The 20,900-nt window shown below is 66.8% G+C and carries 16 protein-coding genes; 8 read left to right on the forward strand and 8 right to left on the reverse strand.

Features of this window, described 5'->3' with window-relative positions; translation table 11 throughout:
• Positions 1-76 precede the first annotated feature (76 nt).
• The 3 genes from FHS96_RS23935 to FHS96_RS23945 are packed head-to-tail and all read right to left on the reverse strand — an operon-like array spanning position 77 to position 4,849.
• Complete coding sequence (locus FHS96_RS23935; RefSeq protein ID WP_429597948.1) at positions 77-1,078, reverse strand: phosphoglycerate dehydrogenase; 1,002 nt, start codon at positions 1,076-1,078, stop codon at positions 77-79.
• Entirely contained in the window at positions 1,068-3,197 is a 2,130-nt protein-coding gene (locus FHS96_RS23940) for a hydantoinase/oxoprolinase family protein (protein WP_429597950.1), read from the reverse strand. Before FHS96_RS23940 ends, FHS96_RS23935 begins: the two co-directional genes overlap by 11 nt.
• Positions 3,194-4,849: a hydantoinase B/oxoprolinase family protein gene (locus FHS96_RS23945; protein ID WP_429597952.1), complete on the reverse strand. Its 1,656-nt coding sequence runs from the start codon at positions 4,847-4,849 to the stop codon at positions 3,194-3,196. Before FHS96_RS23945 ends, FHS96_RS23940 begins: the two co-directional genes overlap by 4 nt.
• A 161-nt stretch (positions 4,850-5,010) precedes the next feature.
• On the opposite strand from FHS96_RS23945, the gene FHS96_RS23950 reads away from it, so the two are divergent.
• Positions 5,011-5,889 carry a LysR family transcriptional regulator gene (locus FHS96_RS23950; RefSeq protein WP_429597954.1) on the forward strand — a complete coding sequence of 293 codons (879 nt, stop codon included), beginning with the start codon at positions 5,011-5,013 and terminating at the stop codon, positions 5,887-5,889.
• Here FHS96_RS23950 and FHS96_RS23955 read toward each other — a convergent pair.
• Positions 5,876-7,231: an MFS transporter gene (locus FHS96_RS23955; RefSeq protein ID WP_429597956.1), complete on the reverse strand. Its 1,356-nt coding sequence runs from the start codon at positions 7,229-7,231 to the stop codon at positions 5,876-5,878. The two genes, FHS96_RS23950 and FHS96_RS23955, sit on opposite strands and share 14 nt — an antisense overlap.
• 269 nt (positions 7,232-7,500) lie before the next feature.
• Positions 7,501-8,802: a CitMHS family transporter gene (locus FHS96_RS23960; protein WP_429597958.1), complete on the reverse strand. Its 1,302-nt coding sequence runs from the start codon at positions 8,800-8,802 to the stop codon at positions 7,501-7,503.
• 68 nt (positions 8,803-8,870) lie between these two features.
• Here FHS96_RS23960 and FHS96_RS23965 point away from each other — a divergent pair, with 68 nt between their 5' ends.
• The 5 genes from FHS96_RS23965 (at position 8,871) to FHS96_RS23985 (ending at position 15,516) form a co-directional block, all read left to right on the forward strand.
• Positions 8,871-9,650: a GntR family transcriptional regulator gene (locus FHS96_RS23965; protein WP_429597960.1), complete on the forward strand. Its 780-nt coding sequence runs from the start codon at positions 8,871-8,873 to the stop codon at positions 9,648-9,650.
• 279 nt (positions 9,651-9,929) lie between these two features.
• On the forward strand, positions 9,930-12,140 hold the full coding sequence (locus FHS96_RS23970) for a TonB-dependent receptor (protein ID WP_429597962.1): 2,211 nt from the start codon (positions 9,930-9,932) through the stop codon (positions 12,138-12,140).
• A 42-nt stretch (positions 12,141-12,182) separates the two neighbouring features.
• Positions 12,183-13,568: an acyclic terpene utilization AtuA family protein gene (locus tag FHS96_RS23975; RefSeq protein ID WP_429597964.1), complete on the forward strand. Its 1,386-nt coding sequence runs from the start codon at positions 12,183-12,185 to the stop codon at positions 13,566-13,568.
• Between the two features lie 26 nt (positions 13,569-13,594).
• Positions 13,595-13,903, forward strand: coding sequence for a DUF4387 domain-containing protein (locus FHS96_RS23980; protein ID WP_429597966.1), 309 nt, complete (start codon positions 13,595-13,597; stop codon positions 13,901-13,903).
• Positions 13,903-15,516, forward strand: coding sequence for a long-chain-fatty-acid--CoA ligase (locus tag FHS96_RS23985; protein WP_429597968.1), 1,614 nt, complete (start codon positions 13,903-13,905; stop codon positions 15,514-15,516). Before FHS96_RS23980 ends, FHS96_RS23985 begins: the two co-directional genes overlap by 1 nt.
• Before the next feature lie 125 nt (positions 15,517-15,641).
• Here the strand turns inward: FHS96_RS23985 and FHS96_RS23990 are convergent, their stop codons facing one another.
• The 3 genes from FHS96_RS23990 to FHS96_RS24000 form a co-directional block, all read right to left on the reverse strand.
• A complete protein-coding gene (locus FHS96_RS23990) occupies positions 15,642-16,328 on the reverse strand; it encodes a type 1 glutamine amidotransferase domain-containing protein (protein WP_429597970.1) in 687 nt (228 codons plus the stop codon).
• Between the two features lie 99 nt (positions 16,329-16,427).
• Positions 16,428-17,030 (reverse strand): TetR/AcrR family transcriptional regulator, encoded by a 603-nt coding sequence (locus FHS96_RS23995; RefSeq protein ID WP_429597972.1) that lies wholly within the window; start codon positions 17,028-17,030, stop codon positions 16,428-16,430.
• A 91-nt stretch (positions 17,031-17,121) separates the two neighbouring features.
• Entirely contained in the window at positions 17,122-17,745 is a 624-nt protein-coding gene (locus FHS96_RS24000) for a helix-turn-helix domain-containing protein (RefSeq protein ID WP_429597974.1), read from the reverse strand.
• A 138-nt stretch (positions 17,746-17,883) separates the two neighbouring features.
• Here FHS96_RS24000 and FHS96_RS24005 point away from each other — a divergent pair, with 138 nt between their 5' ends.
• Both FHS96_RS24005 and FHS96_RS24010 read left to right on the forward strand, forming a co-directional pair.
• Positions 17,884-19,863, forward strand: a complete 1,980-nt coding sequence (locus FHS96_RS24005) for a serine hydrolase domain-containing protein (RefSeq protein ID WP_429597976.1) — start codon at positions 17,884-17,886, stop codon at positions 19,861-19,863.
• Positions 19,863-20,873, forward strand: a complete 1,011-nt coding sequence (locus FHS96_RS24010) for a dipeptide epimerase (protein WP_429597978.1) — start codon at positions 19,863-19,865, stop codon at positions 20,871-20,873. The genes FHS96_RS24005 and FHS96_RS24010 overlap by 1 nt, the downstream gene beginning before the upstream one ends.
• Positions 20,874-20,900 lie beyond the last annotated feature (27 nt).

Consider the following 20,900-nt stretch of genomic DNA (forward strand, 5'->3'; position numbering starts at 1 on the left):
GCCGCGCATGACCGCCCCCCGGCCGGACGCGACCGACGCTGTTTCCCCACGGCGCGGATCGATCGCCCCCGCATCCTCACCGCCCGTCGACCAGCAGGCATTCCTCGGGCGGTGCGCCGCCATCGAGCACCGCCACCACGGAGCGCGCGGCGACCATGTTGGTCCGGGCGATGCCTTCCTGCGAGGAGGCGCCGGAGTGCGGCGTGGCGATGACGTTGGGCAGTTCGACCAGCGACTGGGTGATCGGCTTCAGCGCGGGATCGGACTCGCTCAGATAGACATCGAGCCCGGCCCCCGCGATCTCGCCCGCCCACAGCGCCTCCAGCAGCGCCTCATCATCGACCAGCCCGCCGCGCGCGGTGTTGATCAGATAGGCGGAGGATTTCATCCGCGACAGCGCCTGCTTGTCGATCAGCAGGCGGGTCGCCGGAGTCAGCGGCGCATGCAGAGTGATATAGTCGCTGCGCGCCAGCAATTCCTCGAAGGTGACAAACGTGACAGTGAATTGCGTCGCGAAATCGGCATCCGGGGCGCTCCCGGCGAGCGCGAGGATCTCGGGCTCGAAGCCCTGCAGGCGCCGCACGACGCTGCGGCCGATGCGGCCGAGGCCGATCACCCCCACCGTCTTGCGATAGAGATCATTGCCCAGCAGGATCGACCAGTTGCCGTCGATCATATTGGCCTGCGTCTCGCGGAAACGATGGCCGACCGCGAGCATCAGCGCGATCGTATGATCGGCGACCGATTCATGATTGCCGCCCACCGCGATGCAGACGACCTTGCCGAGATCGGCCGCGGCGGCGAGGTCGATCCGCTCATAGCCGACGCCGCGGCGCGAGATGATCTGCAGGTCCGGCAGGTCGGCCATCAGTTCGCGGGTGACGCGGGCATGGCCGACGATCCAGCCCGCTGCGCCTTGCAGCCGATCGACCAGTTCGGCGTGGGAGAGATTGCCGTCTGCCTGCCCCACCGGCAGCTCGGCCTGGACGACCTCGCAGCCGGCCTGCTGCAGATAGTCGATCGTGGCTTCGTCGAAGAAGCGCTGGGTGACGACGACGCGGCGGTTCTCAGAGGGCATGCACGGCTCCGGCATCGGCGCGCGCGATGGGCGCGGCCTCGGGGTAGGCGATCTCGGCGACGAGATTGCCGAAGGGGTCGACGGTCACCGTCGCGTCGGGCCCGACATTGAAGCTGGACTCGCGTTCCTCGAAGATCGCCGGGCCCTGGATCACCGTGCCCGGAGCCAGCGCATAGCGATCGAACACGCGCGTTTCGACGCGGCCGAAGCCGGGGAAGTCGACGCTGCGCGAGGGCCGCTCGGCAGGCGCATCGACCGGCGCGTGCGCAAGGCTGATCTGCTGCGCGGGGAGCGAGGCGTGGAGCCGCCAGTTGACGGCCTCCACCGGCACATTGCCCACCGTCCGGCCGAAAAGCTGGGCATAGCTGCGATCGAACGCCGCGCGCACCGCATCCGCATCGGCGGCGCCGAGAGGTCCGCGCGGGATCGGCACGCCGATCTCGAAGCCCTGGCCGTGATAGCGCATGTCCGCCGTCCAGACGTAGCGGATCGCATCGGCGTCGCCTGCTCCCGCCAGCCGCGCGCGGGCGTCGGCCTCCATCCCGGCGAACAGCGTGTTGACCTGATCCCAGTCGATCCGGTCCAGCCGCGCGAAATAGCCGCGCGCGCTGTCATGCGACGGTGCCGCGACGAGGAAGCCAAACGCCGAGATCACCCCAGCCCCCATCGGCACGATCAGCCGGCCGACCTTCAGCAATTTGGCGAGGCCATAGGCATGGACCGGCCCGGCGCCGCCAAAGGCGAGCATCGCATAGGCGCGCGGATCCTTGCCCTTTTCGGCGAGATGCATCCGCGTTGCCGCCGCCATGCTTTCGTTGACGATGGTGCGCACGCCGCCGGCCGCCGCCGCGCCATCGATGCCGAGCGCCGTGCCGAGCCGCGCGCCGAGCGCCGCGCGCACCCCATCGAGATCGAGCGCCATCTCCCCGCCGAGGAAATAATCGGGATCGAGGCAACCGAGCAGCAGATCGGCATCGGTCACCGTCGGCTCGGTGCCGCCACGGCCATAGGCGATCGGCCCCGGCACCGAACTGGCGCTGCGCGGGCCGACCTTGAGCAATCCCAGCGCGTCGGTCGCCGCGATCGATCCGCCACCGCCGCTGATTTCGATCATGTCGACCACGGTCACCTTGAGCGGCAAACCCGAGCCCGATTTGAATCGATGGAGTCGCCCCGCCTCGAAATCATGCTTCACATGCGGCTGGGCATTCTCGATCAGGCACATCTTGGCGGTGGTGCCGCCCATGTCGAACGAGATCAGATGATCCTCGCCGATCTGGCGGGCGATGAAGGCGGCGGCCATCGCGCCTGCCGCCGGGCCGGATTCGATGAGGCGCACGGGAAACGCCTTGGCCTCCTCGATCGTCGTCAGCCCACCGCTCGACAACATGATCGACAGGTCTCCAGCAAAGCCGAGCGCGGCGAGATCGTCGACCAGCCGGTCGAGATAATAATGGACGCGCGGCTGGACATAGGCGTTCACGCAGGCGGTGTTGGTCCGCTCATATTCGCGCAGTTCGGGCGCCACCGCCGAGGAAAGCGTGACGAGCAGATCTGGGAAACGCGCCTTGACCAGCGCGCCGGCGCGCTGCTCATGCGCCGGGTTGCGATAGGCGTTCATGAAGGCGATCGCGAGCGCCTCGATCCCCGCATCGACGAGGTCGCCCGCCGCCGCGAGCAGCCCCGCCTCGTCCAGCGGGCTGTGCTGATCGCCATTGGCGAGGATGCGCCCGGCGACGCTGCGCCGCAGATCGCGCGGCACGATGACGGGCGCGGGCCGCTGGAACAGATCATCGACATCGTAGCGGGTCTCGCGGCCCATCTCGAGCGTGTCGATGAAGCCCTCGGTCGCGATCAGCCCCACCTTGGCGCCGGTGCGTTCGAGCACCGTGTTGGTGATCAGGGTCGTGCCGTGAACGATGCTGTGGATCTGGCCGGCGGTGGTGCCGGTCTCGTCGAGCAGGCGGACGATGCCCTCGACGATCGCGCGGCCGGGATTGTCGGGCGTGGTCAGGCGCTTGCCCGTCCGCATGATGCCCCGCGCCTCGTCATGAAGCACGAAGTCGGTGAAGGTGCCGCCGATATCGACACCGATGCGCGCCGTGCGGACCATGATCATGCCTCCTCCAGCGCGCGGTGCGGATAGTCGCGCGTCGCAGCAGCCTCGCTGACCAGCCCCTGCGCGACATCCTGCGCGATGGCGGCGGGATCCCGCCCGGCCGGATCGCCGAAGCCGCCCCCGCCGGCAAAATCGAGGCGAAGCGCCGACCCCGGCGGCAGCGCGCCGCGCGCCTTGAGGCGAAGCGCCGGGCCGTCCTCCATCCGGGCCGCGGCGGGGGCGCCGGGCGCGCCGCCGAGCAGCCCCTGCGCCGGGTTGCGCTCACGATCGCCGACGATGATGAAGCGTGCCGGCGTGCGCGCGAGATTCTCGATCTCGACGGTCTGGCCGAGGCCGCCACGATGCCGCCCCGCCCCGCCCGAATCCGCGCGAAAGCTTTTGGACCGGAACAGCAGCGGCGAGACCGCTTCGAGCACCTCGATGCTGCCCGCGCCAGAATTGGTCGGGAAGGCGGTGGTCGACAGCCCATCCCCCTGCGCCGAGGCACCCATGCCGGCGCTTGCGAACAGCAGCACCGAATAGCGATCGCCGCGATCGTCGACCCCGCCGATCTGCGCGCGCATCGCCGGCGCGCCGCCGCTGTCCGCCAGCACCTTGCCCGGCAGCGCTTCGGCCATCGCCTGATAGATCGCGCATGACAGGACATGGCCGGAGAGATGCCGCGCCGCGACGGCGGCGGGAAATTTGGCGCTGAGGATCGAGCCTTCGGGCGCGGTGATCGCGATCGGCCGATAGGAGCCTTCGTTGCGCCGCGTGTGCGGATCGAGCATGCATTTGATCGGGTAGATCGAATAGGCCTGCGTGTAGTTCAGCGTGCAGTTGATCGGCCGGGCGAGCTGCGGGGAGCTGCCTGCATAATCCACCGCCATACCGTCTCCCGTAACGGTGACCGCGCATTCGACATGGACCGGTTCATTCTCGAACCCGTCGAGATCGACCGCCGAGCGATAGACGCCATCGGGCACCTCAGCGATCGCGTCGCGCATCGCGCGCTCGGACATCGCCTGGATCGTCGCGGAGAGATCGACGAGATCGGCGAGCCCGCTATCGTCGAGGAAGGCGACGGCGCGCTCCTGGCAGACGCGGTTGGCGGTGACCTGCGCCTCGAGATCGCCAAGCACGAGATCGGGCTGACGGACATTGGCGAGGAACAGCTCAAGCATCGCCTCGCTGCGCACGCCGGCGCGATAGAGGTGGAGCGGCGGGATGCAGACGCCTTCCTCATACAGCTCGCAATTTTCGGGGCTCATGCTGCCGCCGATGTCGGTGGTGTGCGCGACCGAGCCCGAAAAGCCAACCAGCGCGCCGCGGTGGAAGATCGGCGCGATCACCGCGATATCCGGCAGATGGCCGGTGCCGATCCACGGATGGTTGGTGAACACGCAGTCGCCATCCTGCCACGCGTCCGCCGGAATGCGCTGGAGGATCGCGCGACAGGCGCGGCCGAGCAGCCCGGCGAAGGCGGGAATGCCGCCGCTGCATTCGGCCACGGTTTCGCCGCGCGCGTTCATCAGGCAGGTGGCGAAATCATTGGATTCCCGGATGATCGGCGAAAAGGCCGTGCGCAGCAGCGTGGTCGCGGCCTCATCGGCGACCGCCACCAGCCGGCTCCAGTGGATCTCCAGCGACACCGGGTCGAACTGCCCTTTCATATCCGCCTCATCCTCTGCCTGTTCCTGCTTCTTCGGGCGGCCTAGCAGCCCGCAATTTTTGCATCCAATTCACTGTTCGTATCATTCTATTCGCATCGTGGCACTGCCTGGTCGCGCGGCCCGATGCTTGCAAAACCAGCACATTGCGCCCAAGCAGAGGAATGGATTCAGAATGGCTCGAGGATTTCCTCACCCTGATCGACAGCGGCGGCTTTTCGCGCGCGGCCGACCAGCGCAACGTCAGCCAGCCCAGCTTCAGCCGCCGGATCCGCACGCTTGAGGATTGGGTGGGCGCGACCCTGGTCGATCGCAGCACCCACACGATCCGGCTGACCCCGGCGGGCGAGCGGTTCAGGCTGGTCGCGGAGGAAACCTTGCGCCGGCTGCAGCTCGGCCGCGAGGAAACCCGCGCCATCGCCAAATCGAGTTCGGAGACTTTGCGCTTCGCTTCCACCCATGTGCTCTCGCTGACCTTCTTCCCCGCCTGGCTGCGCCGGCTTGAAGCCGATCAGGCGAACAATGCGCGGATCGAGCTGGTTGCCGACAATATGATGGGGTGCGAGCGGCTGATGGTGGAAGGCCGCGCGCAATTCCTGCTGTGCCACCATCATGAGGCCGCCCCGACCAAGCTGGGTTCGGACTTCCGATCAGTGCCGCTGGGCACCGACGTGCTGCTGCCGGTGATCGCCCCCGGCCTCGCCGCGCGCGGCGACATCGAGCATGCGCCGCAGCTCTGCTTCACCGCGGAATCGGGCATGGGCCGGATCCTCGCCGCGGCGTGGGCGGCGGAAGGGCGCGAGCCGCCGCCGCAGCCGGTGTTCACATCCCACCTCGCCAGCGTGCTGACCGCGATGGCCAAGGATGGCCGCGGCGTCGCCTGGACAGCATTGGGGCTCGTCGAGGAGGATCTCGCCTCGGGCGCGCTGGTGCGGGCGGCACCGGAAGAGCGCGACGTGCCGATCGAGATCCGCCTATGGCGGCCCAAGGCCCGCCAGTCCCCCGCGGCCGAGGCGCTGTGGCAGCGGATCACGAAGCGGTAGCCGAACGGTTTTCGTCGATCGCGCGGCGCAGCCCCGGCAGTGCGAGGCGCAGCGCGACGATCGCGATCGGCACCGAGACACCGACGACCAGCGCCAGCGACCAGCCCAGCTTCGCCGGATCGGCGAACAGCCCGTCGGTCAGCCGGCCGACCAGCGGCGGCCCGAAGCCGCCGATGATGGCGAGCGGCACCGAGAGGATGGCGAGCACGCGACCGCGCATCGCCGCCGGCGTCACCATCTGGATCGTCACCGAGGCATAGGCCAGGCACGGAATCGCGATGATCGAGATCAGCGCATAGCAGAGGAAGAACAGCGCCCGGCCGGTCGCGAGGAAGGTGACGACGCCGGCCGGATAGGTCGCGATCAACAGCCATGTGTAGAAGCGCAGATGGATGTCGCCGATGCCGCGCGCGAACAGCCGGTCCATGATCATGCCCTTGATCACCAGCGACCCGGCACCGATCGCGCTGACCAGCCCGAGCAGCGGCCCATAGCCGATCGGTTCCCACGCGAAGGCGCGATGGAGGTGCGAGGGTACCCAGGCGACGAGGCTCTGGCCACAGACCATCATCGCGCCGATGCCGACCAGCATCGGCACGAACAGCCGCCATTGCGCGGCGATGAAGCGCAGCGCGCCGGCCTGCGCCGGCGACGCGCCACTGCGCGGTGCGGCGAGTGCCGGCTCGCGGAATGTCAGGCACAGAAAGCCGATCAGCAGCGACGGCACGCCGGTGAGGATGAACACCAGCCGCCACGCATCGACGCCGCGAAACGCCGGCACGTCCGCCGCCAGCACGCCGGCGAGCGAGACGATCACCCCGCCCAGCGCCAGTGCGACGGCGATGCCCACCTTCGGCCCCATCGAGAAGATCGAGATCGCGGTGGTCAGCCGATCGCGCGGGAATTTCTGGGTGACCAGCGACAGCGCCGCCGGCACCAGCGAGGATTCGCCGACGCCGACGAGGATGCGCAACGCGAGCAGCATCGCGAAGGAGGTCGCCATGCCCGAGAAAGCGGTGGCGATGCCGGCGAGCGCGGCGCCGAACAGGATCACCATCCGCCGCGAATAGCGATCCGCCGCCCAGCCGGAGGGGAGGCTGAACAGCGCATAGGCGATCGCGAAGGCGGGGCCGAGGATCAGGCCGATGCGGGTGTCGGACAGCCCGAGGTCGGCCTGCACATCCGGTACGACGAGGGTGACGATGAAGCGATCGAGATAGCCGATGACATAGAGCGCGGTGACGACGGCGAGCGTCCACCAGGCGTCGAAATCTGCGCGGGGCGTGGGCGGCGTGACGGTGGCGCCGGCGGGAGAAGGCGCGGTGTCATCGGGCAGACGCATCTGGCTTCTCTCCTGGTTATAGCCCGTCCTCTTCGGAGGCTTTGGCGTTGCCGCATTTCATTCGGAGCCGGGTGTAAAGCCCTCTCCCGCACTTCGTGGGAGAGGGTTGGGTGAGGGCGCGAGCGCAGCGAGGCTTCTTCCTGTTCTTAAGCTCCGCATCTGCGGATCGCTCGGTGCCGAAGAACGCTCGCTTCGCTCGCGCCCTCACCCAACCCTCTCCCGCGAAGTGCGGGAGAGGGCTATTTGGCACATGCCCCGAATTCCGCACCTCACACCCTGAGCGGCAGTGCGCCGGTGACCAGCAGCATCGCCAGCAGGAACAGCGACGTCAGCACCGCGTAGCGCAGCGCGAAGCGTTGCACGTCGCCGACCTCAAGCCCGAGCAGTCCCGACGCCAGATAGACCGCGGCGAGGAGCGGGCTGAACGAGTGCACCGGTTGCCCGACCAGGGATGCGCGGGCGATCACCTCGGGCGGGATGCCGAACGAGGCGGCGGTTTGCGCCACCACCGGCACGATGCCGAAATAATAGGCGTCGTTGGACATCAGGAAGGTCATCGGCATGCTCAGCAGCGCGGTGAGCGAGGCGAGATAGGGGCCCAGCGCCGGCGGCACGACGTGCAGCAGCGAGGCCGCCATCGCATCGAGCATGCCCGTGCCCGCGACGATGCCGGTGAAGGAACCGGCGGCGAACATCAGCGCCACCACCATCACCACGTTGAACGCGTGCTGCTCCAGCCGCGCGCGCTGTTCCTTGAGCGACGGATAGTTGACGGTCAGCGCGATCGCGAAGGCGATCATCATCAGCGCGGGCGGCGGCGCGACGCCGGTCATCATCGACACCATCAGCGCGATCGTCAGCGCGAGGTTGAACCAGATCAGCCGCGGCCGCCGCTCCGGCCGCGCCGGATCCTCGACGTCACCGGCCGCGACCGGCGCGGCGGAGGGCGACCAGCCCAGCCGGCGGCGCTCCATGCGGCCGAGATGCCAGGCGAGCACGAAGATGCCGATCAATGTGAGGATCATCGCGGGCAGCATCGGCACGAAGATGTCGTGGACCAGATCCACCTTCAGCGCGGCGGCGGCGCGCGCGCTGGGGCCGCCCCACGGCACGAAGTTCATCACCGCGTTGGTCAGCGCCAGCAAGGTGGCGAGGATCATCGGGTTCATGCGGATCGCATGGTAGATCGGCAGCATCGTCGAGATCACGATCAGCGCGGTGGTGGTGCCATCGCCATCCACCGACACCAGCGAGGCCAGCGCGGCGGTGCCGATCGAGACGCGCATCGGATCATTGCCGACCATCCTGACGGTGCGGCGGACGAGCGGATCGAACAGCCCGGCATCCATCATCACCGCGAAATAGAGCACGGCGAAGGAGAGCATCACCGCGACCGGCGTGACGTCCGCCACGCCCTTGAGCATCATTTCGCCGAGCCCGGTGCCTGCGCCGGCGATCAGGCCGAAGAGGATCGGGATGGAAACGAGCGCGACCACCGCCGACAGCCGGCGGGTCATGATCAAGGTGATGAAGGTGAGGACCGTAGCGAAGCCGAGCAGCGCGAGCGTCATATTTTGGATCCAGAAAGCGCCGCGGCGCTTTCGCGCGGGCGAGTGTTGATGCTAGACGGTCGATCGACATGGCAACCAGCAATTCCAGCCCCGCCGCCCGACCGGCGCTTCGCCACCACGCCGAAACCCGCGCGATGCGCACCGAGCCGGCGACGATGACGGTGCTGAGCTATGTCCGCGAACGGATCGTGACCGGCGTGATCGCGGCCAACAGCCGGCTGCGGGCCGAAGCGCTGGCGACCGAACTGGGCGTGTCGCGCACGCCGGTGCGCAGCGCGCTCGCGATCCTCTCCGCCGAGGGGCTGGTCAGCTACAGCATCAACCGCGGCTATACGGTGCGCGAGATCACCTTCCACGACGTGCTGGATGCAATCGAGGCGCGCGCGGTGCTGGAAAGCCGCGCCTGCGGGCTTTCGGTCGATCATGGCTGGAGTGCGGAGGGGCTGGCGGCGCTGGGCGACATGGTCGCGCGCGGGCAGGCGATCATCGATGCCGGCCGCTGGTCCGAGGCGATCGAGCATGACTGGTACAGCAACAACCGGCTGTTCCACTTCACGATCGTCGCCGCATCGCAGAATGTGGTGATCCGCAACGCGATCCGGATGACCCTGATCCACCCGATCTTCGGCGACATCGCCCGGCTGTGCCCGGCGGTCGCGCAGCTCGTGCCGCAGCGCCACCGCACCATTCCGGAAACGCCGCCGCAGCACATCGTCAGGTCGCAGGCCGACCATGGCCATATCCTGGCGGCGATCACCGCCGAGGATGGGCCGCTGGCCGAGCGCCACATGCTGGCGCACGTGCTGGATACCAAGCACCGCCTCGCCACCATCGCCACGCGGCGATGATCGCGGCGGCATAGCGCGCCGCACCGCGCCCGCCATGTCGCGGGCATTTTGCATCCAATAGAGCGCGACACCCTCCCGCGACCGGCTATTTTGCGTCGTTCGGCCGCTTCCGCCTGCCTGCGGAAATGCCAATTCTGGCCTTTGCTGCCTGAAAACGCGGCGAATGACCATAACGAATTTTGCATAGAATCATTGATTGACGGAATGGATGCAAAATTCATAAGCCAGCATCCGATAAGGCCGACAGGGCCACCAAAACGGACCGGAGAGGACGCTCGAATGGCGGGATCACGCTACAATCATCATGTCGGCGCGCTGGCGATGGCCTGCGCGCTGGCGAGCATCGGACAATCGGCACATGCGCAGACCCGTCCGGCCGACGCCGCACAGGATAATCAGCCCGCCCAGCCGGATGCCGATGCGGTGGCGGACATCATCGTGACCGCGCAGCGCCGCAGCGAGAGCCTGCAGAACGTGCCGGTCACCGTGACCGTGTTCGGGGCCGAGCAGATCGCGCAGGCGCGCATCCAGGAGGTCAACGACATCGTCACGCGTACGCCGGGCCTCAGCTATGACGCCTTCCCGGCGACGCAGCCGCGCCTCGCGGTGCGCGGCATCGGATCATCCGACCGCGGTGCTGCGGGCGACCCCAGCGCTGCGGTGTTCCTCGACGAAATCTATCTCGGCCGCCCCGCCGCGGTGGCGTTCGACGCGTTCGATATCGAGCGGATCGAGGTGCTGAAGGGGCCGCAGGGCACGCTCTATGGCCGCAACGTCGTCGGCGGCGGCATCAATGTGATCACGCGGCGGCCGGATACGTCGGCGACGGATGCCGCAGCCGAATTCACCTATGGCAATTATGATCGCGTCGACGGCGCCGGCTTCGTCAACCTGCCCTTCGCCGCCAATACCGGCGCGATCCGGGTCAGCGGCGCCTATCGATCGCATGACGGCTATGCCCGCAACACCTTGCTCGACGAGCGCGTCGACGATCAGGACACGCTGAGCGGCCGCTTCCAATTCTATGCCGAGCCGTCCGAGCGGCTGAGTGTGCACTTCACCGTCGACGGCACGCGCGACCGCGCGACCGGGCCGGCGCAGCATGTGCTCGACCGCGACCCGACAGATCCGCTGTCCGCCGCCTATACGGTCGACCGCGATCCCAAGACCACGGCCGGTTCGTTCGCGGGCTACCAGAATCGCGACACGTTCGGCGTGCGCGGCGAGATCAACTGGGATCTCGACTTCGCGACGCTGACCTTCCTCGGTTCGTTCCGCAACCTCGACTATCGATCGCGCTATGATTTCGACGGCGGCAATCCGTCGACCAACCTCGTCGACATCAGCGGCGGCGAGGAGGAGGAATCGGAGCTTTCGAGCCAGGAGGTGCGGCTGTCGTCCCCCGCCGGCAGTGCGATCAGCTGGGTCGCCGGCTTCTACCATTATCGCCAGCAGACCGACCGATCGGACATCTTCACGCTCGACACGGTGTTCGTCGCGCCGATCCCGCTGACCGAGATCTACGACCAGCGCGCCACGCTGGACAGCATCGCGGTGTTCGGGGACGTCACCGTGCCGATCACCGATACGATCAGCCTGATCGGCGGCGCGCGCTATTCGCGGGACGACAAGACCTACAATGTCGGCAATCTGCGCAGTGACGCGCCGCTGCGGGGCGAGGAATTCTTCGACGTCACCGCCTCGAAAAGCTGGGACGACGTCACCTATCGCGCGGGCGTGAACTTCAAGCCGGCGCGCGATCATCTGCTCTACGGCATGGTTTCGCGCGGCTTCAAGAGCGGCGGTTTCCAGGATACGCCCTCCAGCGCCGAGGACGCGCTGACGCCGTTCGATCCCGAAACCGCGCTGCAATATGAGATCGGTCAGAAGAGCCGCTTCTTCGGCGGCAAGCTGATCTGGAACAACACGCTCTATTATATCGACTATAGCGACCTGCAGGCGCGGCAGGTGCAGCCGGATGGCTCGATCCTGACCAACAATGCCGGTGCCGCCACGATCAAGGGCTATGAGACGCAGCTCGATGCGCGTCCCTTCCCCGGCTTCAGCATCTCGGCGGCTTACGCCTATACCCATGCCCGCTTCGACCGGTTCGACGATGCGGGTGTCGATCGATCGGGCAACACGATCTCGCGCACGCCGACGCACAAGGTTACCGTGTCGCCATCCTACACGCTCGCGCTGGGCGGGCCGCTGGAACTGACCGCGGCTGCCGACTATCGCTACGAAAGCCGGATCTTCGACGACAACAGCAACCAGCCGCCCGAGATCCGCCCCCACACCCATTTCATCGACGCGCGGCTGATCCTGGCCGGCATCGCCGACCATTGGTCGCTGTCGCTGTGGGGCAAGAACCTGACCGACGAGCGCAGCCGCACCTTCCAATCGGTGTTCCTCGGCGCGAACTTCGGCACCTACAACCCGCCGCGCACCTATGGCGTGACCTTGGCGTGGAAGCTCGATGGCCGCTGATCGCACCCGCGGCGTCCCCTTTTCCCATCATGGAGTGAGATTATGAGCCGGCCCCTTTCGGCCCCCGTGAAGATCATCGTGCCCTGCGGATCGCTCGGCGCCGGCGTGAAGCAGGACGAAGTCGATTACGGCCTGTCGCAAGGCGCGCACGCCATCGCGTCCGACGCCGGATCGACCGACAGCGGCGCCGCCTATCTCGCCACCGGCAAATCCAAGAACAGCCGCAGCGCGGTGAAGCATGACCTGACCATATTGATGAAGGCGCACGCCAAGGCGGGCATCCCGGTGATCATCGGCACCTCGGGCCAGGCGGGCGGCGACATCAACCTCGACTGGACGCGGGACATCTTGCTGGAGGTGATCGCCGAACTCGGCATCAATCCGAAGATCGCCCTGCTCTACAGTGAGCAGGAGAAGCAGCGGATCAAGGCGCTAAACGCCGAAGGGCGGATCACGCCGCTGGCGCCGCTCGGCCCGCTAGACGATGCGACGGTCGACGCGTGCGACCATATCGTCGCGCTGATGGGCGTCGAACCCTATATCGCCGCGCTGGAGGCGGGGGCCGACGTGATACTCGGCGGCCGATCGACCGACACGGCGGTGCTGGCGAGCTTCGCGATCTGGAAGGGCGCGCCATGGGGGGCGGCGTGGCACGCGGGCAAGATCGGCGAATGCGGCGGTCAGTGCGCGGTCAACCGGCTGACCGCGGGCGTGCTGCTCAGCTTCGATGCGGATGGGTTCGAGGTGCAGCCGCTGGCGCTCGACAATCAGTGCACGCCACTCAGCGTCTCCACCCACATGCTCTACGAAAATACCGACCCCTATCGACTGACCGAGCCGGGCGGCGTGCTGGAGGTGAGCGGTGCGCGCTACGCGCTTCTGGAGGATGGCCGCACCACCCGCGTGACCGGATCGGTGTGGGAGGAGCATCCCTACACGATGAAGCTGGAGGGTGCCGGCGGCGGCATGTTCCAGACGATCATGCTGGTCGGCATTCAGGATCCGGACGTGCTGCGCGACGTATCCGGCTTTCACGATCGCTTCCTCGCCGCGCTCTATGCGCGCACGCGCCAGTCGATCCCGGCCGAGGAACTAGGCGACTTCCACATCTCGCTGCGCATGTATGGGTGGAACGCGGTGGACGGCGCCGAAGTGCCCGCCGGCACACCGGCACCGCGCGAGCTGGGCGTGCTGTTCGTCGCGACCGCGCGGACGCAGGAGCTGGCCAGCGCGATCGCGCATAGCTGCAACCCCTATTTCTTCCATTACCCCGCGGTGATGGACAAGGAATTGCCGAGCTATGGCTTCGCCTTCTCCCCCGCCGACGTACCGCGCGGGCCGGTCTACGAATTCAAGCTCAACCATGTCGTCGCGCTCGACGATCCGATGGCGCTGGTCCGCACCGTCTGGATTGGCGGCCAGGCCTGAACGCGCGCAGAAAGGACAAGCATAACATGGCCAAGATCCGCGACATCTGCCCGCACATCCGCTCCAAACAGGCGGGGCCCTTCTGGATCACGATCGACATGTGGTTCGAAGGACCTGAGGCATTCGAAAAATATCATGCCAGTCCAGCACTTTCGCCCGAACTCTTCGCGCGCCTGTTCAGCACCGATCCCGCGCTGGTGAAGCGCATTCCGGCGCCCGACCTCAATGTGCTGAAGATATCCTATCCGCGCGCGACGCCGCAGGGGGGGATGGTCGAGCGCGACATGCATTCGGGCCAGCAATATGTCCGCCTGCTCGACGTGGAACTCGATTAATGGCAGCGCCGGTGCCGAGGCTCGTCACCGACCTGCTTGACCACGCGGTGGCGCAATGGCCGGATCGCATCGCGCTCGACTTCATGGGGCGGACGATGCGCTACGGCGCGCTCGATGCGGCGGTCGGGCGCGTCGCTGCGGGGCTGCAGGCATTGGGCCTCGCGGCGGGCGATCGCGTCTGCCTGTGCCTGCCCAACAGCCCCTATTATGTGATCGCCTATTTCGCGGTGCTGCGCGCCGGCGGCATCGTCGTCGGCACCAACCCGCTCTATACCGCGCGCGAAATTAGCCATCTGGTGGCGGATTCGGGTGCCAGGATCGCGTTCGTCATCGATCTTCCGGCGGTGCACGCCAAGGTCGCGGCGGTGGCTTCACTCGACCATATCATCTCCTGCCCGATGGCGGAGGCGCTGCCGGCACTGAAGGGGCTCGCCTATCGCGCGCTCAAGCGCCGGGATGTGCTCGATCGGGGCGCTACCGACCCCCGTACCACCCCCTTTAGAAACCTCGAACGCACCCCTAACGCCCCTACGCCGGTCCATCGCACGCCCGACGACGTGGCAGTGCTGCAATATACCGGCGGCACCACCGGGCTACCCAAGGGGGCAATGCTGACACATGGCGGGCTGGTTGCGAACTGCCTGCAGGTGGCGGCGCATGACCGGACACGCACGGAGGGTCCGGAGACGGTGATGGCGGTGCTGCCGCTGTTCCACGTCTTTGCGCTGACCTCCGCGTTCCACGATGCGATCCACACCGGCGCGCGCATCGTGCTGCTGCCGCGCTTCGAGATGGCGAGCTTCCTCGCCGCGATGAAGCGCACGCGCCCGCACCGCCTCTATGTCGTGCCGACCATCCTGATCGCGCTCAATGCGCTGCCCGACAACAAGCTGCCCGCCACCTCGACCTTGCGGCTGTGCGTGTCCGGGGGTGCGCCGCTGCCGCCGGAGGTGCGCAGCCGGTTCGAGGCGCGCACCGGCGCCCAAGTGGTCGAAGGCTATGGGCTGACCGAGGCGTCGCCGACGGTGACCTGCAACCCGGTGGGCACCACGCCGCGCGATGGCAGCGCCGGGGTGGCGATGCCGGGCACGAAGATCATCATCCGGTCGCTGGAGACCGGCGAAGCGCTGGCTACCGGCGAGAGCGGCGAGGTCTGCGTCGCCGGGCCGCAACTGATGAAGGGCTATTGGAACCGGCCTGCCGAGACCGCGGAGGTGCTGGCCGACGGCGTGCTGCGGACCGGCGATGTCGGCTATCTCGACGCCGACGGCTATCTGTTTCTGGTCGATCGCATCAAGGATCTGATCCTGTGCGGCGGATACAATGTGTATCCGCGGGTGATCGAGGATGCGCTGTACGAGCATGCGGCGGTTGCCGAAGCCGTCGTGATCGGCGTGCCCGACGCGTATCGGGGCGAGGCGCCCAAGGCGTTCGTGGTGCTGCGCCCCGGAGAGGCCGCCTCCCCGGCAGAACTGCGCGGCTTCCTCAGCACGCGGATCAGCAAGATCGAACTGCCCCGCGAGATCGAGATCCGCGATGCCCTGCCGCGGACGTTAATCGGAAAATTGTCGAAGAAGGAATTGCGCGAGGAAGGTGTTGCGGCGTCCGGGTGACGGGCAACCCCGGACGCGCGGAGGGTCCGAACATCCATTCTGCCGGTCCGAGCTGTCGGAGGCCGCTTTACGCGGCCTCCGCTTGGCGATGTTCACCCTGGCCTAGGCTGTCCGCCGGTCGACGTTCATGCTCTCGCCTTCAGAACCTCGACGAGGCGCTGCGCGGCGGCGGTCGACGAGGCGGGGTTCTGGCCGGTGATCAGCCGGCCGTCCTGCACGACATAAGACCCCCAGTCCGGCCCGCTCGAATAGAGGCCGCCCTTGGCCTTGAGCTCATCCTCGACGAGGAAGGGCACCACCTTGGTCAGGCCGACGGCTTCCTCCTCGGTGTTGGTGAAGCCGGTGACCGTCCTGCCCTCGACAAGCGGGCGGCCATCGGCGGCGGTCACGTGGCGCAGCACGCCGGGCGCGTGGCAAACAAGGGCGACCGGCTTGCCCGCCCCCATGAAGCCCTCGATCAGCGCGATCGAATCCGCGCTTTCGGCGAGATCCCAGAGCGGGCCGTGACCACCGGGGTAGAAGACGGTATCGAAGTCGTCGGCATCGACCGAGGCGAGCGTGACGGTATTTGCCAATGCCGCAGCCGCTTCGCTGTCCGCCTCGAAACGCCGGGTCGCGTCGGTCTGGAAGCCGGCCTCGTTGCTCTTGGGGTCGAGCGGCGGCTTGCCGCCCGCCGGCGAGGCAAGCGTGATATCGTAGCCGGCATCCTTGAACACGTAATAGGGCGCGGCCAGCTCTTCGAGCCAGAAGCCGGTCTTTCGACCAGTATCGCCGAGCTGATCATGCGACGTCAGCACCATCAGAACCTTCATGGATAGTCTCCTTCGCCTAATTCGGGATTCACCCGCAACATTTTCAGTAGACCGGTCGTCTACAATTCAGACGCAGACGATCGGTTGGTCGAAATCCTGTTATGCGCCCAGCACCTGGTCGGTCGCGGCCAAGGCCGTATCGAACGAGGCACCGTTACGCGCAATCTTCGCCATGATGCTCGCGCCGAACCAGAGTTGGTAGAGCGTCTCGGCAACATCGTGCGGCGCGCGGCTGGTTCTGATCGAACCGTCCGCCAGCCCCTGTTCCACGACGCGCGACAGCCGGTCGATGATCGCCGACGTGCCATGCTTCAACGCCGTGCGCATATCCTCCGAGATGTCGGAAACCTCCGCGCCGAGCTTGACGGCAAGGCATTTCCCGTCGGGATCGTCGCGTTCCTGGTTCTGCCTCCAGAACTGCCAATAGGCACCGAGCCGCGCACGGGCCGGCACATCTGCGTCGGCCAGTAGCGCGTCGACCTCCGCCAGATACTTGTCGAAATAATGATCGAGCAGGTCGCGGCCAAACACCTCCTTCGAAGCGAAATAATGATAGAAAGAGCCCTTGGGTACGCCTGCGGCCGCAAGGATCTCGTTCAGCCCGACGGCCGAAAACCCCCGCGCACCGATCAGGCGCTGCGCTGTATCGAGAATGTGCGATCGGACATCGGTGGCCCTCTCGGACGTTGCGGGAGCGGACATGGATCGACTCTCATCCTACTAGACGACTGGTCTAATATAGTCCGACTCGGGCGGTTTCAAGAGAGAGTGGCGGAGAGACCAATGCGCCGTCCTAGCCGTGCAGGCTCATGAGCGAGTCCATCAGCCCGTCCTCTGCGCTGGAGCAGACGCCGATCACCAGCGCCTCGTCATAGCCGTCGGCGACGACATAGGCGTGGCCCATCAGCGAATCGATGTAGATGCCCTGGCCGACGTCGAGCGTGACCGGATCGTAGAATTCGGTGTGCACCTCGATCCGCCCTTCGAGCACATAGATGAACTCCTCCCCCTTGTGGCGAACGAGATCGCCGAACTCATCGGCGCTGCGCGCGCGGATGCGGGTGATGATCGGGATCATCCGCTTCTGGCGGAGATCGGTGCAGAAATAATGATAGTCGTAATTGTCGGTCGTCACCCGCACCGCCTTTTCGACAGTGCCGATGCTGCGGCGACCGGTGACCTGGGGGGCGGCTTCCTCCTCGCCCTCGGCGAACAGATCCGACATGCGGATGTTGAGCTTCTGGCTGAGCTGCTGGAGCTTGTCGTAGCTCAAGGTCAGCCGGTCATGTTCGACCTTGGACAAGGTAGAAACCGGAATGCCGGACTTCGCGCTCATCTGCTTGAGCGTCCAGCCATTCCGCGCGCGAATGCCGCGCATAACCTCGGCGAGCGTCGGCGGCTTGATACGCGTCGCCATCACCGGCTCCATTCCATGTTTGACAATTTTCCAATCAGGATCATTATGTCTCTATCGGGTCACAACTGATTGGTCCTTGGTAGGGCCTCGCGCGGTCTGCCGCAAGGCATAGCACGGCGCGCCTTGAAGGGGGATGCCATGCATTTTCTTCGCAAACTGATGGTTACGCTGGCAGCGTTCGCGGCTGGTCCGCTGGCTGCTCAAGGGCCGGCTGTCCCGCCGCCCGCGCCGGCTGCCGAAAGCGTCGTACCGCCGCCCGCGCCCGCAGGCAGCGCCGCGCTCAACCCCGCCGACCTCGAGGCGTGGCTGGACGGGTTCATGCCTTACGCGCTGCAGCGCGCGCAAATTCCCGGTGCGGTGGTCGTCGTCGTGCGCGGCAGCGGTCCCGTGCTGCAGAAGGGCTATGGATACGCCGATCTTGCCGGCCGCAAGCCGGTCTCCCCTGAGACAACGCTTTTCCGTCCAGGATCAGTTTCGAAGCTCTTCACCTGGACGGCGGTGATGCAGCAGGTGCAGGCCGGCAAGCTCGACCTCGACGCCGACGTGAACCGCTATCTCGACTTCAAGATCCCGCCCTACCAGGGCAAGCCGATCACGTTGCGCAACATCATGACGCACACCGCGGGCTTCGAGGAATCGATCCGCTACCTGATCAGCAGCGATCCCAAGGCGGCGATGCCGCTGAAGAAGCTGATGCCGCTGGCGCTGCCCGAACGCGTGTTCGCTCCCGGCACCACCCCCGCTTACTCCAACTACGCGACGGCAGTCGCCGGCTATATCGTCGAGCGGGTCAGCGGCGAATCGTTCGACACCTATGTCGAACGCCATATCTTCTCGCCCGTGGGCATGCGCCATGCGAGCTTCCGCCAGCCGCTGCCTGCGTCGCTGCAGCCCTTCATGTCCAGAGGCTATGCCTCGCCGGCCGCGGAGCCCAAGCCGTTCGAGATCGTGATCCCTGCGCCCGCAGGCAGCCTCTCCGCTTCGGGTGCGGACATGGGCCGTTTCATGATGGCGCATCTCAACGACGGGGGTGTGCTGCTCAGTCCGGCGACGACCAAGATGATGCATGACTATCGGGCGCCCGGCGTCGGTCCGCTCAACACGATGGCGCTGGGCTTCTACGAACAATGGATCAACGGCCGCCGCGCCATTGGCCATGGCGGCGATACCGAATGGTTCCATTCCTATCTTTGGCTGTTCCCGGATGCCGACATCGGCCTCTATGTATCGCTCAACAGCATCGGCAAGGAAGGCGCGGCGCACGCGCTGCGCAATGGTCTGTTCCACCAGTTCGCCGACCGCTACCTGCCGGCGACCGGCCGGCCGGATACGCGTCAGGTCGATGCAGATACGGCGCGCCAACACGCCGCAATGCTCGCCGGGCATTATGTGAGCAGCCGTGGCGCGTTCACCAATTTCATGAGCGTGCTGGGCCTGCTCGGCCAACCGCAGGTCGTGGTCGGAGCGGACGGCAAGATCGCCATGCCCGCGCTCGACGGGCTCAGCGCGGGCGCACGGGACTGGGTTGAGATAACACCCTTTGTCTGGCGCGACATGGGCACCGGCGAACGCCTTGCCGCCGAAGTGAAGGATGGGCGCGTCGTGCGGATGAGCCTCGACGCCGGCTCTCCCTTCATGGTGTTCGAACCCGCAGGCGCGGGGGAGAACAGCGCGTGGCTCAGCCCGGCACTCGCCGTGGCGCTGCTGCTCGTGCTGATCGCTGCGATCGGCTGGCCGGTACGGGCGCTGGTCCGCCGCAATTTCGGCGCGACCTTCCCGCTGGCCGGCCGTTCCCTGCGCGCCTGGCGCCTGTCGCGGCTGTTCAGCTGGCTGGTGATCGCCGCCGTCGCGGGCTGGATCGCGCTGGTGATGATCTTCACCGCCGATATCGGCGCGGTCGGCGGCCCGCTCGACTGGCTGATCCACCTGCTGCGCGTGCTGACGCCGATCGCGACGCTCGGCCTGCTCGCCGCCACGGCCTGGCACCTGTGGCTGGCGTTCAAGGACAAGCGCCGCTGGACGATGAAGCTGGGCGCGGTGCTGCTGCTGCTTGCGGCGCTGGTGCTGGTGTGGGTGACCTTGCGCTTCCACCTCTACGGCTTCGGGATGGTCTACTGATGGCCGTTCCGAAACATGGGTCGCTGGTGCTCACACTCTCGGTCGAGCGCTTCCCCTACCACCGCCCGTTTCGCATCTCCGGCCATGTCTTCACCGAGACTGCCCTGCTCGTCGCCGAACTGTCGGACGGCCTGCATCGCGGCCGCGGCGAGGGAGCGGGCGTCTATTATCTCGGCGACGATATCGGCCATATGCTCATCCAGGCAGAGAGCGTGCGGCCAGCAATCGAGGGCGGCGCGACACGTGCCGAACTGCAGCACCTGCTGCCGCCAGGTGGCGCCCGCAATGCGATCGACTGCGCGTTCTGGGATCTGGAGGCGAAGCAGGCCGGCAAGCCGGTATGGCAGCTTGCCGGGCTGGAGGCGCCGCGCCCGCTGCGATCGACGCTGACGCTGGGCGCGGATGCGCCGGCGGCAATGGCCGAGGCCGCGCTGGCGATCGATCCCGCCGCCCCGGTCAAGGTCAAGCTCACCGGCGATGTCGAGGAGGATCTGGCGCGCATCATCGCAATCCGCGCGGCGCGGCCGGAGGCGTGGATCGGCGTCGATGCCAATCAGGGCTATACGCTGAAAACGCTGCCACGCCTGCTACCTACCTTGCTCGAAGCAAAGGTCGCGCAGCTGGAACAGCCGCTGGCGCGCGGGCGCGAAGCCGATCTCGACGGGCTGGAGCGGCCCCTGCCCTTCATCGCGGACGAGAGCGCACTCTCGCTCGCGGACACGGAAGGGCTGGTTGGACGGTTCGACGCGGTCAACATCAAGCTCGACAAATGTGGGGGGCTGACCGAGGGGCTGGCGATCGCCCGGCAGGCGCGCACGCTCGGACTGGAGGTGATGGTCGGCAACATGATGGGCAGCAGCCTGTCGATGGCACCATCCCATCTGGTCGGCCAGCTCTGCGATATTGTCGACCTCGACGGACCGACCTTCCTCGCGTGCGATCGCGTGCCAGGCGTCGCATATCAAAACGGCATGATCCTTTGCCCACCGGCAATCTGGGGCGATGCATAATATTCTTATCCTGATTGGGTTGACAGT

This window comes from Sphingomonas zeicaulis (genome assembly GCF_050433225.1).
GTDB lineage: Bacteria > Pseudomonadota > Alphaproteobacteria > Sphingomonadales > Sphingomonadaceae > Sphingomonas_D > Sphingomonas_D zeicaulis.

Excerpts from the sequence above, each read along its gene's own strand:
- FHS96_RS23945 (WP_429597952.1), bottom strand. The coding sequence starts at position 4,849 with ATGAAAGGGCAGTTCGACCCGGTGTCGCTGGAGATCCACTGGAGCCGG.
- FHS96_RS23970 (WP_429597962.1), top strand. The coding sequence starts at position 9,930 with ATGGCGGGATCACGCTACAATCATCATGTCGGCGCGCTGGCGATGGCC.
- FHS96_RS23985 (WP_429597968.1), top strand. The coding sequence starts at position 13,903 with ATGGCAGCGCCGGTGCCGAGGCTCGTCACCGACCTGCTTGACCACGCG.
- FHS96_RS23960 (WP_429597958.1), bottom strand. The coding sequence starts at position 8,802 with ATGACGCTCGCGCTGCTCGGCTTCGCTACGGTCCTCACCTTCATCACC.
- FHS96_RS23990 (WP_429597970.1), bottom strand. The coding sequence starts at position 16,328 with ATGAAGGTTCTGATGGTGCTGACGTCGCATGATCAGCTCGGCGATACT.
- FHS96_RS23935 (WP_429597948.1), bottom strand. The coding sequence starts at position 1,078 with ATGCCCTCTGAGAACCGCCGCGTCGTCGTCACCCAGCGCTTCTTCGAC.
- FHS96_RS23975 (WP_429597964.1), top strand. The coding sequence starts at position 12,183 with ATGAGCCGGCCCCTTTCGGCCCCCGTGAAGATCATCGTGCCCTGCGGA.
- FHS96_RS24010 (WP_429597978.1), top strand. The coding sequence starts at position 19,863 with ATGGCCGTTCCGAAACATGGGTCGCTGGTGCTCACACTCTCGGTCGAG.
- FHS96_RS23995 (WP_429597972.1), bottom strand. The coding sequence starts at position 17,030 with ATGTCCGCTCCCGCAACGTCCGAGAGGGCCACCGATGTCCGATCGCAC.
- FHS96_RS23940 (WP_429597950.1), bottom strand. The coding sequence starts at position 3,197 with ATGATCATGGTCCGCACGGCGCGCATCGGTGTCGATATCGGCGGCACC.
- FHS96_RS23965 (WP_429597960.1), top strand. The coding sequence starts at position 8,871 with ATGGCAACCAGCAATTCCAGCCCCGCCGCCCGACCGGCGCTTCGCCAC.
- FHS96_RS23980 (WP_429597966.1), top strand. The coding sequence starts at position 13,595 with ATGGCCAAGATCCGCGACATCTGCCCGCACATCCGCTCCAAACAGGCG.
- FHS96_RS24000 (WP_429597974.1), bottom strand. The coding sequence starts at position 17,745 with ATGGCGACGCGTATCAAGCCGCCGACGCTCGCCGAGGTTATGCGCGGC.
- FHS96_RS23955 (WP_429597956.1), bottom strand. The coding sequence starts at position 7,231 with ATGCGTCTGCCCGATGACACCGCGCCTTCTCCCGCCGGCGCCACCGTC.
- FHS96_RS24005 (WP_429597976.1), top strand. The coding sequence starts at position 17,884 with ATGCATTTTCTTCGCAAACTGATGGTTACGCTGGCAGCGTTCGCGGCT.
- FHS96_RS23950 (WP_429597954.1), top strand. The coding sequence starts at position 5,011 with ATGGATTCAGAATGGCTCGAGGATTTCCTCACCCTGATCGACAGCGGC.